We start from the raw sequence: 16393 nt of genomic DNA, 5'->3' as shown, positions 1-16393 counted from the left end.
CACCGGAACAGGCGCTCGCTTTCAAAAGTCAGGTAAAATCTCTTTTGCTCACGGCAACGCCCCAGTTCGATGCCGCCCGGTTCGCCGACGTGCTGGTCACACTCCAGATCTTTCCAGCATACTCGCCCGTCGCCTTCCATCGTCCCGGTTCAATTTCCTCGACATACACTTCTGTGCGTTGCCCATGGACCGACACCTGCCGCTTCATGAATCGCTTCTACCTCCGCCGGATTTGATCATTCGGCCACGGGTAGCCTCCAGATTGGCGATTGTCTCCAGTCACGTACTTCGAAACCGCCACTGACGATGCCGTCGGTAACGGCTCGCCCTGACAAGGGAGAGAGGGCGAGCCGGCCAGTCACTTTCCGGGCACCTGGCTGAACGAAAACGCAAAAGCATGCGTGAGGTTCACTGGTAAACGGCTCGCCCCTGGCGGAATCCAAGGACGAGCCGACCAGGGTATGTTGGGGTTGCACTGGCCGGATAGATACGCGCCTACGAGCGGGTTCGCTTCACATAGGAAGGAACGCACAATCATACCGGGCCTGCGTGGAGCACTGGCGCGCCGTCGTTCAGTTTAAAAACGGCCCGCCCAAAGGTCACAAAGGGCGAGCCGGCCGGAACGTGCATTTGGGAGGATCCATCCCGGCGCTCCAGATACGAACTCACAAGAGCTACGGTTTCACCATAATAACGTCCCGCCTCAAGCGCCCGTGTAAACGCGAGGCGGGCCGGCTGGTTCGGCTGGAGTAATCCGCACCAGCCATGAGCAAACCGACGAGGCGCACAAACGCCCCATCCTATGATAAAGGTAACATGGCGAGGCACCGGGGCCAGCGATCGGCGCTAGACGTCCGGTCATCAAACTGACCCCGCCGAGACCGGAACACAGCATTAGGTTGTCGCAACGGCCTGATCTATGTTCCCGCAATGAAGCCCAGCAAAGTTCAGCCGTACCTAGAACGTACCTTTGGTCGACCTTTGACGGTAGATGAGTTGGCCGCGATGAACGCCGCACGCGCAGCGAGCTTGGGCGGGGGCAACGCGGTGCAGGCGATGCGCGCCGCAGTTCACGCCGCAGTCAGCGATCGGTTACGAGCACTAAATCCTTGAACCAGGCAGTATGCATCGTTGCGCCTCGACCGTTTAGGATTTGAATAGAGGTGGCGAAGCAGAGCCTACCAGATAGAATTTCAGCTGCCATAATTTCTCGGGCACCCGCAGTGGCTACTCGAATGGCGTCGTTCAGGTCCACTGCTAAGAACCCTTCATCGTCGGCTATCCGGGAACCCGGCTCGTTCAGATATAGGAAATATCGTTCCATCTCGTCCGTATGAGGAACCGAGCCGCCGACGTCCTGAACCGGTGATAGGATAAGCAGGAATAACACCGATCAACCAAGCGCCTGAATAGCCCTCCGTCGATCCGAAATGCACTCCCTTCGGGCGTCGGAACGCAGCCGTTGACGAGCGGCCTAGGACGCCGCAGTTTCAAGATGCCCGGTCCTCGGGCAGGAGAATGCCAGATGCGTAAACTGCTGTTCGCTGCTGCTTCGCTGTCGTTGCTCGTCGGAGCGCCCTCGCTGGCTGCGCCGTGCAAGGACGCCAAGGGCCGCTTCACCAAGTGCCCAAAAGCGCCGACCAAAACCGTCCGGTGCAAGAGTGCGAACGGCAAGTTCGCGAAATGCGGCACGGCCGGCGCAAAGCCGGTCTGAAAGGCCGATTCGATCGGTGAACTGTGTGCCCCCGGTAGCACGGGGGCACACGAGACTTACTTCGCCTTGGGTTTCGTCGAGATCGTCTGAAGGACGGCAGGCTGTGTAGCGGGTTGTGGTGAGGCCGGCGCTATGGATACCGCGACGGGCGCGGCCGGCGCGGCTACAACGAGCGGAGCAGGCCCTGCCGCTGGCATAGCTAATGCAACGTCCTCATCAACGAAGCCCTTTACCTGGGCGCCGATTGCGATCCGCGCGCTGGTTCCAGTCATGAAAAAGCCGGCCGGCAAGAATACTAGCGCTGAAACTGCAGTAGCACCGATGCCACCAGCCGTACCCTTGTCATCGAAGGCTCCGCTCAAGCGGATTTGTCGTCCGTTCACCGTGACGTACATAATCCGAGCATTTAGATGGCCAGACTTACCCCACATCCCCTTATTGCGGATGTCGGTAATCTCTCCGACTGCTGGACTTCCGGCGGGAATGACGACTACGCCTTGAACAGCGACTGCTTCCGCAGTTTCCATATGAAAACGCTGACCAACACGGAGCTTCTTCCCCTTGGTCGTCAACTCCTCGGTCAATTTCAGAGGAACCTCGGTGCCAGTGCGAAGGACTGCACTCGAAGTGGTCGGCGACGCGATAGGTGAGAAGCTCTGGGCCCAAACGGCAGGCGCAGCAAAAGTAAGCGCGCACGCGAGCGCGCCAATTGTAAATTTCATAAGATAACCCCTCCTGATTCGGCCTCCCCAGGCCGATGTCCGAGCGTGTCGCGCAAGTCATTCGCGGTCAACGATAAATTCCCATCCGAATTGGATGTAACGGTGATCGTTGATTGACATGGGATGCGCCCTTGCAGCCTAATCAGGGAGGGCGGATGCTTAATAAACACGGGGGTGGTGAATGCGCGGTATTATGAGATGCCTGGTGGTCATCGCCGGGCTAATTTCCGGAACCGCAAGCGCGACGACTGTGACGAGCAACGTCAACTGCCGAAACCAGCCCAAGGCCACTACGCGGATCGTCGCCCGAATCCCTGCCGGTACCGACGTGTCCGTAGAACGGCGCCAGGATGATTGGTCGTTGATCCGCCATACGCCCCGAAGCTGCTGGGTAGCATCGCGTTATCTCGGTGAGCAGAGCACCGCGGACGCCAACCGCGCAAGCTTGCGTCAGACAAGTGCCGTAAGCCGTGGTGCTTACACGAACAGGGAGCGCATCAGCCGGCCTAGCCGCCGCTCCTCGTTCTGGTCCAGCACGCCTCACCGTTCAACCCGGCGACAGAGCCGCGCGCGCAGTGCGCCGAGCTACAACTATGGTGGCGGGTCTTGTCCGTGCTCTGGCCGCAACATCTGCGTCGGCCCGCGTGGTGGACGGTATTGCATCACCAGCGGCGGGAACAAGCGGTACGGGGTCTAGCCGTGCGCTTTGCTGTCGCGCTCGAAGTCCTTAGCATTGCGGTTTCGCCGCTAGTCTTGCTACCAACTGGCGCAACATCGATGACATGTCGATGGACAATGAAGCAGCAATGCGATCCCGACGCCGCATGCAAGCCAGCACCGAATAAGGTCTGGGCTGTCGCCGACGCGAGCCGTGGGAGATACTCCCGTTGCGATCGGAACGGGTGCGACGACTATGAGGCGACCGTCACGGTAGGGCCCGGAGCATTCACTACGTTCGATATCATAGGCCGCGGCGTGTTCATGAAGATCGGGCCGGCTGGTCGAGCAACCGAGGTCGTTAGCTTGGGGAACAGCGTGCTGGTCTCCCAAGGCGCGTGTCGCTCATGACGGCGACTGCGAGTGCAAGCGATGGCGACCAGCCAGTCGCGTCGAAGCCCCGTATTGTTGGAAAATCGGTTTCTTCGTTTTACTGCTGCTATTCGAGGTGGCGAGAGGATGGGCCGTCATCGCATCGTCCCAGATGGCGCAGCCGAACGCGTCGGCCCACGCCTTCAGCTACGAGGTGTCCGCAGTGTCGTGCAATCGCGAATCCGCCCTGGTCACGCCTTCGAACTACGTTTCCCCTTGATCGACCCAATCCTGATAGCCATTGGATCGCGCCATTGTACTCACGGCATCTTATGGAGAAAACCTCATGGAAGAATCATTGGGTAACCAAAATAATATTCCACGGGGGCGCAAATGGGGTCTTCGTAGGCTATTGGCAGCTGGCGCTTTCATCTATGGCACTTGGGGGCTTGCCGTTCTGGCATCAGGTGCAGGATTTAATCCGTTAAACTTAGCCCTCAATTTTGAGCGAATAGGCCAACTCGGTGATGCGTTTGGTGTAGTTGGTGCTGCGATGGCAACCGCCGCAGCCGTTTTCACCTGGGACACTCTGAGTCTCGAGAGGGAGGAAACCGCTCGATTGCGTATTAGGGAAGCAAAAAGAGACGGAGAAGACTTAGTTCGAATGGACGCCGAACTCAAAAGGCAGTCTGATCGAGACCTTTCGCAGAGAAAAACAGCAGCAGAAAGCACGTTTTTCCGATTGCTTGACTCCCGGCTTACCCTCTTGGACAATGTTCAGATCACGTTTTCGGACGCTTCGGATTACCTTCTTAAAGATACAAAATACACTGGAACTGCTGCGATTAGTAAGTTTCTTCTGGAGTACTCCAGCAAACGTGAATTACGAGCTGATGGCCTATCCTCCCATGAGGACAGAATTCGCGCCGCCTTCGAAAGACATTTCGACGCTCTAGGTCACTATTTCCGATTTACCTACAGCATAATCCAGTTTGCAGATACCAAGTTCGGTAAAGATGCATACGAATATGTCAGGATATTGCGTGCACAACTCAGCGACTCAGAACAGCTAATTATAGCATTAAATTGTCTATTCGGACATGGCCAAGGTAGCTTTAAGCAGTTTACTGAGAAATTTGCGCTGCTTAACAATGTATCTAAGGAACGGATTGAGATTTACGAGCTTCGCGAACGGTTCTCGGATTCGGCATTTAGTCGGTCTCCGACTAGCGCATGATTCAGCGCCTTACTCTTCGCGACACCCGCTGCAGCTTATCCTCTGATATGCACTATCGTAAAAGTGCTGCAGCCTTAGCCCGGACGAACGCCTCGAGCGCCGCATCCTCTTCCGCCCCAACATACGACCCTGAATAGCGCTCAAAGCACCGCATCAATATGAAGCCGCGACGGAACCTACCCGCGGTCGGCTCTCCGTCAACGTTCCAGCCCGTCGTCGTGATCTTCCAACCAGGAATATCCATTACTGTTTCTCCACGGAAAAGTTGTTGCGCAGACCGTCGCCGAGCGTGGCGAACTGATCCCACTCGATCTCAAACCCGACCTGAAACACGGCAAGCGCACCGGCCGACACGCCAGCGATTGCCCCTCGCAGCATGATCATGGACGGCGATGCGCCAGTTGCGCTGACGGCGAAGTTCGCGCCCGACCCGGTGTTGACCGCGATCTCGGCGCCGGCGGTGTACGTGACGTCAGCCGACCCTTGCGTGTTCAGGTTGAACGGGATGCGCCGGTTGAACGTGCCGAAGATACCGCCATCTGCGCTCGAATACAGACCGCTGATCGTCAGCACGCCCGACAGGTTGTTGAAGTTCGTTGGGTCGTTCACCGCATCGGGGCGCGTGAATTTGCAGATGTCGAACGTCGTCGAGGCGGGGCGGTACGGCATACGGCGGTCACTGCCGCGCCACTCGGAACGGATCAGGCCGGGGCACTCACCCTCGACACGCGAGTTCGGCGGAATCCGCATCGGATAAGTGCACTGGCAATCGCGGAAGACGATCGTGCCGGTGCCGTCGACCAGCCATTCATAGGATAGATCGGTGTTCTTGACGCCCGTCCCGGTCCAATGGAAGCCGGTGAACGACACGACCCCGCCCGGCGAGTTGACCAACCGCATGGCGTATTGGTGTGTGCTTTCCATGTACCCGCCGATGAACGCAATCAGGCGGACGGCGCCGAAGTCGAGCGTCGATTTGCCCAGCATCCCGCCACCCTCGAACCGAGCACCAATGAACAGGAAGTCTTCGGCACCAGCCAACACGACCAGGCTGTTCGTGCAGTTCTTGAACCCGCACTGGTTGACGGTCACGCGGTTGGCGACTGCGGATGTTGAGAAGATCGCCGTGGGGCACGCGTCGAACTCGACTTCATCGATCATCGTCGTCTGAAGGAGGCCCTCCAGCAAAATCCCGTACGTGCATCGCAGCATGTGTAGCCGGCGGAAAGCTAGGCCATCTGTCGCCCCCAGCACGCGGATCCCGGCGGTATAACCTCGGAAGCCGATGCCCTCGATCTCGGTAAACCCGACCTGTACCGACGACCCCAGGAGGATCGCTGGCGCGTTGAGCGGGTGCTGCTCGTTATATAGAATCGTAGCGCGCGGACCTTCACCGCGCAGGCTGGTGTAATCGCTGACGGTCAGGGACGCATCGAGGTAGTAGAGCCCCCACGGGATCTCGAGGTGCCCGCCGAGCCCGACGTTGTAGCTCGATGCTGCGTCTATGCCGCGCTGGAGAGCGGCAGCCTGTCCGTTGCCGCTATTGCCGTCGCTCTGCACCAAACCGAACGACTGGGCACGGCGGGTGCGGTTGAGCAGGCCATCTAAACGAAGCGTGACGGCGCCTACATCATTCTGCCTGAAGCCGACCTTAGACGATCCGTCGGCTGCTATTAGCTCGGGCAGATCTGGCGTGTTGATCACCGCCTGCCCAGGATAATAGGGATCGATGTCGGTGCCGAGAGCGAGCCCGTTTCTATCCACGATCCGGACGCGGTAAACGGCATCATCGCGCAGATAGATGTTACGCAGTTGACCAAGACCATCGGTGACGACGGGGTTGGTCAACGGTGTTGCAAGATCGCTATCGGCGTATACCGCCGCTAACTCGGTGGTTCCGGACTTGTAGAAGAAAGCCTTGGCTCCGCCGACCGGCAGCCCGCGAGAGTTGAAGACAGGGCGGAACGGCAAATAGAAGAGTTTGGACATCACCCGCGGCCCACTTCGTGGCGGAGGGCGGTTCTTACAAACTCGGATAGGCTGACGCCGGCGGTCCGTGCCGCGTGCTTTGCGCGGCCCAGAAGCGCAGCGCTGACCCGGAATTGGATACTGTTGTCGTGAACAGATTGGCGTGGTTCGCAAGATGCCATGATAAACCTCAGCGGTTGCATAGGCTCGCGACTGGCGAGACAAACTGCTCGAGGTTCCAAACCTCTTGCCCGCTCGGGCTATCTCTGTTGGCTTCCGCCTGCTTCCTATCTGAGGAAGATAACTAAACGTTTACGGGCGAACGTGACACCTTGAAAAGCGTTACTTTAGTAGCACTTTCGGGGAGGTGGTACAAGCTGGACGGGCAAGCGCTGTCGTGTTTGCAATGGCTGATCACCGCTTCGCCGCCTCGCGCAACGCCGCCGCGTCCCAGTCCATCCGGTGCATGAGGAAGTTCCGGTTGCTCGTATCGACGAAGTATCGAGTCGAACTGAGCCCGAGAAATGCTGCTGCGACCCAGAGACCCATCCCCCAGCCGTTGAAGTCAGTGAGGGCGCCGATAAGCGCCGCAGCAGTCGCTATGTCTAGTATGCGCAACGTGCGGGCATCGCGAGCTTGGTGCTCACATAGCGCGCGATAAACCTCATCAGTCGAATGACCGGTGTCGAATAGATCGATGTGCATGTTACGCCCTCTTCCGTCTTTATTATAGCGTGTGTAGTCAACAGACTGGCGAATATGCGAGAAGCGCACAAACTGTTTGATATATGGCTTAATATTTATGCTAAAGCTCGGCTTACGCCGTCAACCGTAACTGTGTGCGCTGCACCTCTTTTCGGCTTGGAGACCACGAGAAGGAGATCTAGCTTGGTCCGTGCTACTCCGCGGCGGCGGCGGAACTCGGCTTCGTAGTCAAAGCCGGCCGGGCCAATCGCGACGATGAAACGGCTCAAATCTCCTGCTGCATTCTCCAAAACAGCCAACCTGCGCTTGATCGTCATTGCCCGGCCCTTTGGTTTTCCAGCATACTGCCTGTCCAGCAGGAATCACGCTGCCGGTCCGCCTCATTGATGTGCCGCCGTCGGAAGCACCCGATCACAGCCGCCAAATCCATCACAACGCCTTCTACTAGGTAAGTGCCGCGTGGATGGCGGGCGCTTTCCAGAGATGCGACACGGCGCGCCAGCGGCGTCATTGGTCACCGCCCGTCAGCACGATGAATTTGACCTCGTCGCCTGGCTCGACGCGATGCCGGCCGTAACCGTCTAACGCTCGGTCCTCTGGCTGCCAGTCAGCGCGTAAGATCACGTGCGTTCTATGGTCGGGCGGTACGGCTTCTTCGAGCCGGTCGACGCGCGCTTCCAGTCTCATGCTGTTTCTCCATCGCCAATCTGATCAAGAGCCCGCAGCAGCGCGGGACTGACCGTAATGCCCGACCAGTCCACGACGCCCCCGCCGCCGACTTCGGCCATCGCGTCGAGCATGTCCCCGATCGTTGAATGCTTGCCGCCGCCCTCGAGCTGCGAAACCCTGCGTTCCAGTTGCATCATTTCGTGTCCCTTTCTTCCAACGCTGAAATGCGCTTCTCCAAATCGCCTGCTTCAACGATCGTCTTGTGTGCCGTCAGGAGCGCCATCACGCGGCCGGCCTCATCCGGTGTGACCTCGCCCGCTCCAACAGCATCCAGCACGGCAATTGATGCCTCAACTGCGTCAGCCGCAGATCGGACCGGTGGCAGGCTGATGCAGATCGGGGCGTCTCTCCGAGGCGGCGCCAAACGGTCGAGACATAGACGCAGAGCCGTCGGGTCACCTGTAAGCGCTTTGTCGATAGCGGCCTTCGTCAGGGCCACATGCTGCCCCTCTAAAAGCCCTTCGATCGCGATCGTGGTTCGATTACGGCTTCCCGCCACTCGACCGGGATTCCCCGGCTCAAACGGCCTACCACGCGTTGCTGCGCGGGGTTTACGCGGCTCGGTCATTCGAAGTCCTCATATCCTGGTATCGGTTCGTTGCCTGTCTCACCGGGTGCGAGGATCGGGCGGAGTGCGGGATTGCCTGCAGGGAAGACCGTCGGGGTGCGGGGTGCCGCTTCGTCTTCCCCACCTGGGTTTTCCCCACCTTGGTATTCTACCCGGGGACCACCTTTCCCCACCCCTGCCCCTATAGGGGGGCAGGTGGGGTGAGGACGATTTGGTCCCCCACCTTCCCCACCCGTCCTCACCTCACCTGACGAGGTGGGGGGAACGTCCTGCAGTGCCCAGGTGCCGACCTCGACGAAGGTCCGGTCGTTGCTCTTGTCGTCCTTGCCGTCGACCTTCACGAGCGCGCCGGTCGCGAACCAAGTGCCGAGCATCTTGTTGATACGGGCGCGATCAGCCTTCACGCTGCTGTCGGCGCTGAGCCCGAACACGTCGGCGACGACCTTGCCAACCCATGCCTTGGCCTGGGCGTCAGCGCGGTACCGCTGCGCGTTGGCGACGCGGCCGATTGCATGCTGCACGGTAAGCAGGTGGTCGGCTGTGACGCCCTCGAACGCGTCGGGCGGTGACCACGGGATAACGACACCCATGTTGTCACCGTCGTCGTTCACGCCGTTGCCGAGGCTCACCGATGCCATCGTGTACCAGTCGGACTTGTCGCTGGGCGGGGCGCGGTTGTTCTTGTCGTCATACACTCGGAAGAACCGGCGGCGGCGTTCCTCCTCGATCCCCCACATCCTCGCCTCTTCCTCACCCATGCGATTAAGGACCAGCACCGACCGACAGGCGTTGATGAGTGCGACTGCGCCGCGGCCGGACAGCGCGGTGACCTCTGCTGCGCCGGCCTTGCTGACGTGGTGCGCAAGACCGATCCCGCACTTGGCGTTCTTCGCGACCATCGCCCATTCCTTGGCAATGGAGTCGATCTCCATGTTGTCGTTCTCGTTGGCCGAATGGGACGAAACGAAGGGATCGGCGTGCAGGTAGTCGACGCGACGGTCTAGCAGCTCGTCAGTCAGGCCGGCGACGAGAGGGCGGTTGATGACAAGCCCTTCCGCTGCGGTCGAGGTCGCCAGTTTGAGGATCGCCCCCTCCAAGGCACTGTCGACGAACAGGTGATCGCGGATGTGCTCAGGACCGATCGACCAGTGCTTGCACGCCGCCTGGATGATGCGGGCCAGCTCCTCTGCATCGTCTTCGAGGTTCCAGAGCCAGACCCGCTTCGGTCCTCCCGGGACCTCCTGCCCGAGCAGGTTACGGCCCGTGGCCATTGCGAGTGCCTCACCGACGCTCAGGATGGTCTTGCCGGCCGCGCCAGGCGCAAGGATCGCACGGACATGCCCACGCTGGATGGACCGGCCATAGACCCACTCACGGGGCTTGATCGTGGCCGGGTCCCGCCAGACGTAAGGCGTGGCGACCACCTTGACGGGTTCGGGCTTCGGCTTCAGTGCGCCGCCGCCGATCAACGGGGTGGGACAGAACGGGCGGGCGTCCTCGTAGCTCGCCTGCATCGCGGTGACGTTCATGACCGCACCCCCATCAATTCGGCGTTGAAGTCGACGAAGGGCGGCGTCGGGCGCATGATACGAACCGACAGGCCCGATGCGGCGTACGCCTCAGCCGCCTTCTGTGCCGCCGCCTCACCGGGTGCGTTACCGTCCGCCCCGATCACGACCGAGCGCACTGCGGGTGGGAAGATCATGGCTGGCATCATAGACGTACCTGCCGCGACCCAGACTGATCGCCCCAAGCCCTGCGCCAGCGTCAGTCCGTCCTCCAGGCCCTCACAAACGAGGATGCTGGCTGAGGGTGGCCCAAGTTGGATGGAGCCGCCAATGACGTTGCCGAGGCTGTACTTGACTTTGGGCTTACGGTCGGTGTCCGTCGCCTTCGTCGCGGCCTTGCACCCGTCTTCCGTCAGGTACGTGCGTTGTAGCGCGACGAGATCCCCGGTGGCGTCCGTGACGATCGCGACTAGCGTCGGCAACAACCCCGGACCGTTCGCCGCCAGTACCCCGTTCCCTTCGATTTTGGGCGGCGCAAGGCGGGCGAACCGCAGCGTGTGCGGCAAGTCGATGGTGATGCCGCGCGACCGCAGATAGATCGCGGCCGGCGTCCCCTTGATCGGGACCGACTCCTTGATGATCCGCTGCGCGATCGGGCGCATGTCGGTTTTCGGCTTAGCTGGTGCGCGCTGCTGTTCCAGCTCACGCAAGGCGCCGCCGTCCAGCATGCCGATCGCCTCGCGGGTCTTCACGTTATAAGCGCGCATGACGAAGTCGATGACATCGCCTTGGGCGCTGCACCCGAAGCACTGAAACCGGCGGTCGTCCGCGTAGATCGTAAACGATGGCGACTTATCCTGGTGGAACGGGCAGCACCCCTTCCACTCGCGACCGGCGCGAGAGAGCTTCACCCCCGCCTTGGTCGCGACGCCGGACACCGGGAAACGGTCACGGATCTGCTGGGTGACTGCTGCGAAAGCGGTGCTGTCCATGCGTTCGTTCATGCGGCACCCCCTATCGGCTCAGGCCGATTGATATGGAAAGGCCGCATGCTACGCTCGCCGGGGCGGACATAGGCGATCGGCAGGCGGTGCTTCCGCCAAGCCTTCTCCGCTACAGCGCGGGCGGCGGCATAGGACGTGGCACCGCACAACCATTCCGGCTTCTTCCAGATGCCATAACGACGTTCCATCAGTCCGACGCCCCACCCGCCATCCGGGCGTTGCCGGATCACGAGCATACGGATCACCGCGAGCCGCGGAGCCTTGCCAGACAGTGCACGATCAGCGCGAGCGCGAACCCATGCAGCTGCCGAGTAAACCTGCGCCGTCATGCTGCGCCCTCCCCGTACGATCCGTACAGAATATGGTCGAGGTCTGACCGACCGCGGAACCGCTGGTGCCAGAAGGCGCGCGACGGCTCGAAATGCCCGAGGGGCTTCGGCACATCGTTGTACCGGGCGACCATGACCGGCAACCCAGTCAGATCAGCAACATCGACGGCGCGCGATGCTGTTGAGGCAAAAGAGCCGACTCCGGTACCTGCGGCCTCCAACGACCCGCCAGGCACCTCCTCACCCTGCACGGTGGCGTGCCACTGGTCGGGGTTCAGCTGCTCGATGACGATCGCGCGGACGATCTCACCGGGGAATGTGCAAAGGGAGGTCATGCCGCGTCCTCCTGTCGGTCGAGAACGGTGGCGCGCCAGACGATAGCGTTGGCACCCGAGATGTTCCGCCGGCGCAGACCGGTGTCCCGAATCATCCCCTTCTTCAGCAGCTCGGTGAACCGCGGCTGGAGCGAGTACCGTTTGTAGCCTGCGATCACGCACGTCTCATCGACGGTAAGACCGTCGGGATGGGCGCAAAGTACCTTGTGAACGATCGCGCGGAGGTGGTCGGCCATCGGGGCGATACCTGCATAGGCGGCGGCGCTGGTGTCAGTACGATGTCGGCTCATGCGTCGCCTCCATCGGCGAGAGGGGAAGACCGTGCTTGTCGAGCAAGATCACGAGCCAGTTGCGCTGTTTCTCGGTCAGGGGGTCGCGTCGAATGCGACACCGCCGAGAAACTGCCCCTCGCGGGGCTTGAGGGTGACGCCCGCGGTGAGCAAGGACATCGCGGCGCGTTGGTGTTCAACCATGCTGCAGGTCTCCCCACGCGAGGGCGGCGACGAGCGCCGCGCTACATCCCTGCAAACCGACAACATGAAGCCGTTGCAGACGAAGCACGGAAATAGTATCTACAGTGTAGTTGACGTTTTGAAGATCCCGAGAAGGTCGCCCTGCCAGGCGGCCTTTCTCACTTACGGGTTGAGGCGCCCGTGCCCTTGCGGATGGCATAACGGGTCAAACGGTCTCGACCAGCGCACGGATGCTACTGGTATGAACCAGAGTCCGGCGACCGATTTTCACCGTAGTGAGGCGGCCCTCACCGATTAACTTGTAAAGCGTCGTATGCCCAACGCTTAGGGCGCGCTTGGCGCCTTCGATTGTGACGGTGACTGTTTCCATCGTGCGGTCTCCTCGCTTGAGCCGCTGTCCGCGGCTCTTCATGACCGCCCGCCAATGTTCACATATTTTTGCGCCCAGAAAGTGGTTATAAATCAGCTCAGGCGCTTCAGGTCGCGAATGCACACCAAGCGTCGAGCAGTTGTCGGCGCATTTCTAAGAACTGGGTTCGCTTGTAAGCGCGCACTACGCGGTCAGGAACAACGTGAGCCAAGGCAGCTTCTGCGACCGCGTCTGGAATCTGGTGCATCTTCTCCGCCGCCCAGTCGCGGAAGGAGCTGCGGAACCCGTGCGGCGTAAAGGCTTGCCCGGCATCCTTCATGACCTTGGACAGCGTCATGTCAGAGATCATCACGCCTTTGGCCGAAGGGAACACGTGGTCATCATGCTTCGGCCTGCGCTCCAAGTGCCGACGTTTGAGCAGATCCACCGCCGCCTCACTCAAGGTGACGGTATGCGGTTCGCGGTTTTTCATCAACGCAGCTGGACGGTGCCATTCCGCAGTTTTCAGATTGATATGAGCCCACTTCGCGGACCTTACTTCGCCGGTGCGCGCGGCGGTCAGGATCTGAAAAAGGAGCGCGTCGCGTCCAACCGACGGGACCTTGTCGCGCATCTGCTGCACGAAGGCGGGCACGTCAGCGTAAGGCATGGCTGCATAATTGCTGCCTTTAGCCTGTTTCGACAGCCCCACTGTGACCGACTTGCGGGGCGCCTCGGTCGGGCGCCAGCCTTTCGAGTGCGCGAAATTCAACACCGAGCTGATCCGTACCTTCACCTTTCGGGACGTCTCAGGCACCTTCGTCCATATTGGAGCCAGGAGGTCACGAATATGAGACGCCTCAATCGTGTCGACCTTCAGGTTGCCGATCACCGGATTTGCATAGGTTTCGAGCGACGTAAGAAAATCCGCCGCAGTTTTCGCCGACCAACCCGCTTTCAGCGCCTCGTGCGTCGCTTTGACGGCGTCGTTGAACGTTGGTGTCGGACGGCGGTCGCGATCACGCTCTTCGATCGGGTCGCGACCGTTGAGGGCATGCTTGCGCAGGTCAGCCGCCTTCGTGCGAGCGTCCGCTAAACTGAGAGCGGCCAACGACCCCAGGCCGATGTCCCGCCGCTTGCCATCGCGCTGGACACGGATCATCCAGGACTTGGCACCGGTCGCACTGACGAGCAGGTATAGGCCGTCTCCGTCCCCATGCCGGCCAGGCTTCGCGTTCTTCACCCCCAACGCACTTAGCTTGCCCATGTCGCTCCCTCACCTACTCCCACACAATCGCGCGAAGAGTAGCGAAGGTCAACGAACAAAGGCAAAACGCCGAACGTGAATCAATCGGGAACGCTAGGGGCTGGCCGAAGAACTGCGAATAACGGCGAACAGCTAGTTGGGCTCCTGCAACCGGCACCACCCCTTCCAAATACTGTCGTACGGGATCTCCTCCCTTGCCGCATCCGCGTCATAGCCTTATCGAATTGCAACAAGACCAATCTGATACCGGGGAGCAACGGATGGCGCGACGTAGCGGAAAGATTGGCGCCGTCGTAGCGCTGATGGTGACGTCCGCGAGCTTGGCGATCGCGGTGCCGAGCGATGCATTGGGACATCCCGTAACGCGCCCCGCAATCTTCCCGGCGCCCACTTCGATGGTGCTGACTTCGGACACACTCGCCTTGGGCACCTCCGTCGTGTTGATCACAGCGCCGGGTACCGATCCCGAAACCATTGCCCGGGTCCGCGACATCCTGACGGCGGCGGGGGTGAAGACGATCACATCGGCGCGCCGGCTGCCCGTCGCGCTCGATCGCGTTCACATCGTCCTCGGGCTTGGCGACTCAGGCGTCGTGCGCGACTCGCTGTCACGCAGCAAGGCCACGCTGGACACGCATGCCGAAGGCTACACCCTCGCCGTGGTAGCGGCCGGCGCGGGCATCGTCACGCTTGCCGGTCACGACGCCGATGGCCTGTTCCACGCGGTCCAGACGTTCCGCCAGCTCGCCCGGCGCCCCGCTCTGCCTACGCTGGTGATCCAGGATCATCCGGCAATGCCGATCCGCGGCACGATCGAGGGCTTTTACGGCGCGCCCTGGTCGATGGCGGATCGCACCAAGCATCTCGACTTCCTCGCCACGGTGAAGGCGAACACCTATGTCTACAGCCCGAAGGACGATCCATACGCGCGCGATCGGTGGCGCGAGGCCTATCCCGCCGCGACGCTGTCGGCGCTCGGCACGCTGGCCCAGACCGCGCGGCGCAATCATGTCGACTTCGTCTACGCGGTCTCGCCCGGGCCATCGGTCTGTTTCTCCGACCCCGCCGATGTGCAGGCGCTGGAACGCAAGTTCGACGCATTGCGGGCGATCGGTGTCGGCAGCTTCTACGTCGCGCTCGACGACATCGAATACACCAAGTGGAATTGCGAGCGCGACAAGACCGCGTTCGGCCCCTCGGGCGCGGAGGCGGCCGGCGTCGCGCAGGCGCAATTGCTCAACGCGGTGCAGGCCAGCCTGAGCGCCAAGGACCCAGGCGCGCGCCCGCTGATCATGGTGCCGACCGAATATTACGATGCGAAGGAAACGCCGTACAAGGCGGCGTTGCGCAAGCATCTCGATCCGCGGATCGTCGTGCAATGGACCGGCACCGACGTCGTCCCGCCCGCCATCTCGATCCCCGATGCCAAGGCGGCGACCAAGGCATTCGGCCGCAAGACGCTGTTGTGGGACAATTATCCGGTCAACGATTACGCACAGACCACCGGTCGGCTGCTGATGGCGCCCTATGCGCGGCGCGAGGCCGGGCTGTCGGGCGAGCTGACCGGCATCCTGTCGAACCCGATGAACCAGGAGGCCCCGAGCCGCCCGGCGGTGACCGGCGTTGCCGCGTTCGGCTGGAACGACACCGCCTACGATGCCGAGCGGACCTGGCATTTTTCCGCGCGTGAACTGGCGGGCGGCGACGAACGCGCGACCGCGGCCTTGCTCACCTTCTTCGATACGCAGCACATGGCGCCGACCTTTGGCAGCCAGCCCTGGCAGGAGCAGGCACCGCGACTGAAGGCAGCGCTCGACGCGGTCCGGGAAGCGCTGGCGGATGGCGATACGGCGGCGCGGGAGCGGGCGATCGCGGACCTGACCACGCGTGCCGACGCAATCGCCAACGCGCCCGACATCATCCGCTCCGGGACGATCGACCCCGGATCCGCGGTGCAGGCGCGGCCTTGGCTCGATGCGATGCAGCGCTGGGGCCGCGCGCTCCAGTTGACGGCCGCCGGGCTCGGCGCCGCCAATAGCGGCAGCACTGCCGCCGCGCGCTATTTCGCAAACGCGCGGACACTGGCGCGCGAGGCGGCTGCGATCACGACGATCCCCGGCGCGACCCGGTTCGATGGTCCGATCAAAATCGCGGACGGCGTGCTCGACGCCTTCGTCAGCGACGCGCCGACCCTGATTGCCGCCGCGCCGGCAATCGAGGCTGACGGCGCGGTACCGGTGCGATCCGATGGCCCCGAATGACCGGTCTTCAGTCGAGGCTCGCTGGCTGACGCTGACCCGCGACATCCTGCCGACAGCGGCGCCGACGCGTGGCTGGCCGGTCCGGGCCGATCATTGCTTCCAGCGTATCTTCCTCGACAACGCCTGTGGCGGCGTCTGGTACGACTTCATACCCGATCGACCGGCCATGCGCGCGCCGACCGCGTGGTGCTCGAT

General features: G+C 61.5%; 20 protein-coding genes. 4 read left to right on the top strand and 16 right to left on the bottom strand.

What is annotated here, in order from left to right; translation table 11 throughout:
- Nucleotides 1–28 precede the first annotated feature (28 nt).
- Nucleotides 29–208 carry a hypothetical protein gene (locus QP164_RS00180; protein WP_132897255.1) on the bottom strand — a complete coding sequence of 60 codons (180 nt, stop codon included), beginning with the start codon at nt 206–208 and terminating at the stop codon, nt 29–31.
- Between the two features lie 873 nt (nt 209–1081).
- Complete coding sequence (locus QP164_RS19665; protein WP_431358289.1) at nt 1082–1324, bottom strand: DUF6894 family protein; 243 nt, start codon at nt 1322–1324, stop codon at nt 1082–1084.
- 201 nt (nt 1325–1525) lie between these two features.
- On the opposite strand from QP164_RS19665, the gene QP164_RS00175 reads away from it, so the two are divergent.
- Nucleotides 1526–1714: a hypothetical protein gene (locus QP164_RS00175; RefSeq protein WP_333921720.1), complete on the top strand. Its 189-nt coding sequence runs from the start codon at nt 1526–1528 to the stop codon at nt 1712–1714.
- 56 nt (nt 1715–1770) lie between these two features.
- Here the strand turns inward: QP164_RS00175 and QP164_RS00170 are convergent, their stop codons facing one another.
- A complete protein-coding gene (locus QP164_RS00170) occupies nt 1771–2436 on the bottom strand; it encodes a hypothetical protein (RefSeq protein ID WP_333921719.1) in 666 nt (221 codons plus the stop codon).
- 181 nt (nt 2437–2617) lie between these two features.
- Between QP164_RS00170 and QP164_RS19660 the strand changes: the two genes are divergently transcribed.
- Both QP164_RS19660 and QP164_RS00165 read left to right on the top strand, forming a co-directional pair.
- The gene (locus QP164_RS19660; protein ID WP_443027401.1) at nt 2618–3133 is read left to right on the top strand and encodes an SH3 domain-containing protein; all 516 of its coding nucleotides are present in this window, start codon (nt 2618–2620) and stop codon (nt 3131–3133) included.
- 678 nt (nt 3134–3811) lie between these two features.
- Complete coding sequence (locus tag QP164_RS00165) at nt 3812–4702, top strand: putative phage abortive infection protein (protein WP_333921718.1); 891 nt, start codon at nt 3812–3814, stop codon at nt 4700–4702.
- A 243-nt stretch (nt 4703–4945) separates the two neighbouring features.
- Here the strand turns inward: QP164_RS00165 and QP164_RS00160 are convergent, their stop codons facing one another.
- The 13 genes from QP164_RS00160 to QP164_RS00100 all read right to left on the bottom strand — a co-directional run bounded on the left by QP164_RS00160 (nt 4946) and on the right by QP164_RS00100 (nt 13937).
- Nucleotides 4946–6691, bottom strand: a complete 1746-nt coding sequence (locus tag QP164_RS00160) for a hypothetical protein (RefSeq protein ID WP_333921717.1) — start codon at nt 6689–6691, stop codon at nt 4946–4948.
- Complete coding sequence (locus QP164_RS19655) at nt 6691–6852, bottom strand: ribbon-helix-helix protein, CopG family (protein WP_443027463.1); 162 nt, start codon at nt 6850–6852, stop codon at nt 6691–6693. The genes QP164_RS00160 and QP164_RS19655 overlap by 1 nt, the downstream gene beginning before the upstream one ends.
- A gap of 232 nt (nt 6853–7084) precedes the next feature.
- A complete protein-coding gene (locus tag QP164_RS00155) occupies nt 7085–7375 on the bottom strand; it encodes a hypothetical protein (protein WP_333921716.1) in 291 nt (96 codons plus the stop codon).
- Between the two features lie 95 nt (nt 7376–7470).
- Complete coding sequence (locus QP164_RS00150) at nt 7471–7692, bottom strand: hypothetical protein (protein WP_333921715.1); 222 nt, start codon at nt 7690–7692, stop codon at nt 7471–7473.
- Nucleotides 7693–7882: 190 nt separating this feature from the next.
- The gene (locus QP164_RS00145) at nt 7883–8062 is read right to left on the bottom strand and encodes a hypothetical protein (protein WP_333921714.1); all 180 of its coding nucleotides are present in this window, start codon (nt 8060–8062) and stop codon (nt 7883–7885) included.
- Nucleotides 8059–8241: a hypothetical protein gene (locus QP164_RS00140; RefSeq protein ID WP_333921713.1), complete on the bottom strand. Its 183-nt coding sequence runs from the start codon at nt 8239–8241 to the stop codon at nt 8059–8061. The genes QP164_RS00145 and QP164_RS00140 overlap by 4 nt, the downstream gene beginning before the upstream one ends.
- Entirely contained in the window at nt 8238–8543 is a 306-nt protein-coding gene (locus QP164_RS00135; RefSeq protein ID WP_333921712.1) for a hypothetical protein, read from the bottom strand. The genes QP164_RS00140 and QP164_RS00135 overlap by 4 nt, the downstream gene beginning before the upstream one ends.
- A gap of 125 nt (nt 8544–8668) precedes the next feature.
- Nucleotides 8669–10201, bottom strand: a complete 1533-nt coding sequence (locus tag QP164_RS00130; protein ID WP_333921711.1) for an AAA family ATPase — start codon at nt 10199–10201, stop codon at nt 8669–8671.
- Complete coding sequence (locus QP164_RS00125; RefSeq protein ID WP_333921710.1) at nt 10198–11184, bottom strand: CHC2 zinc finger domain-containing protein; 987 nt, start codon at nt 11182–11184, stop codon at nt 10198–10200. Before QP164_RS00125 ends, QP164_RS00130 begins: the two co-directional genes overlap by 4 nt.
- On the bottom strand, nt 11181–11513 hold the full coding sequence (locus tag QP164_RS00120) for a hypothetical protein (protein WP_333921709.1): 333 nt from the start codon (nt 11511–11513) through the stop codon (nt 11181–11183). The genes QP164_RS00125 and QP164_RS00120 overlap by 4 nt, the downstream gene beginning before the upstream one ends.
- Nucleotides 11510–11848, bottom strand: coding sequence for a hypothetical protein (locus tag QP164_RS00115; protein WP_333921708.1), 339 nt, complete (start codon nt 11846–11848; stop codon nt 11510–11512). The genes QP164_RS00120 and QP164_RS00115 overlap by 4 nt, the downstream gene beginning before the upstream one ends.
- Nucleotides 11845–12138, bottom strand: a complete 294-nt coding sequence (locus QP164_RS00110; protein WP_333921707.1) for a hypothetical protein — start codon at nt 12136–12138, stop codon at nt 11845–11847. The genes QP164_RS00115 and QP164_RS00110 overlap by 4 nt, the downstream gene beginning before the upstream one ends.
- Before the next feature lie 659 nt (nt 12139–12797).
- On the bottom strand, nt 12798–13937 hold the full coding sequence (locus QP164_RS00100; RefSeq protein ID WP_333921705.1) for a tyrosine-type recombinase/integrase: 1140 nt from the start codon (nt 13935–13937) through the stop codon (nt 12798–12800).
- Nucleotides 13938–14197: 260 nt separating this feature from the next.
- Here QP164_RS00100 and QP164_RS00095 point away from each other — a divergent pair, with 260 nt between their 5' ends.
- Nucleotides 14198–16198, top strand: a complete 2001-nt coding sequence (locus QP164_RS00095) for a beta-N-acetylhexosaminidase family protein (RefSeq protein WP_333921704.1) — start codon at nt 14198–14200, stop codon at nt 16196–16198.
- The last annotated feature ends 195 nt before the right edge of the window (nt 16199–16393 follow it).

The organism is Sphingomonas sp. LR59, assembly GCF_036855945.1.
Taxonomy (GTDB): Bacteria; Pseudomonadota; Alphaproteobacteria; order Sphingomonadales; family Sphingomonadaceae; genus Sphingomonas.
Note: the sequence above shows the minus strand (reverse complement) of the source record. Positions and strands in the feature narration are given on the sequence as shown.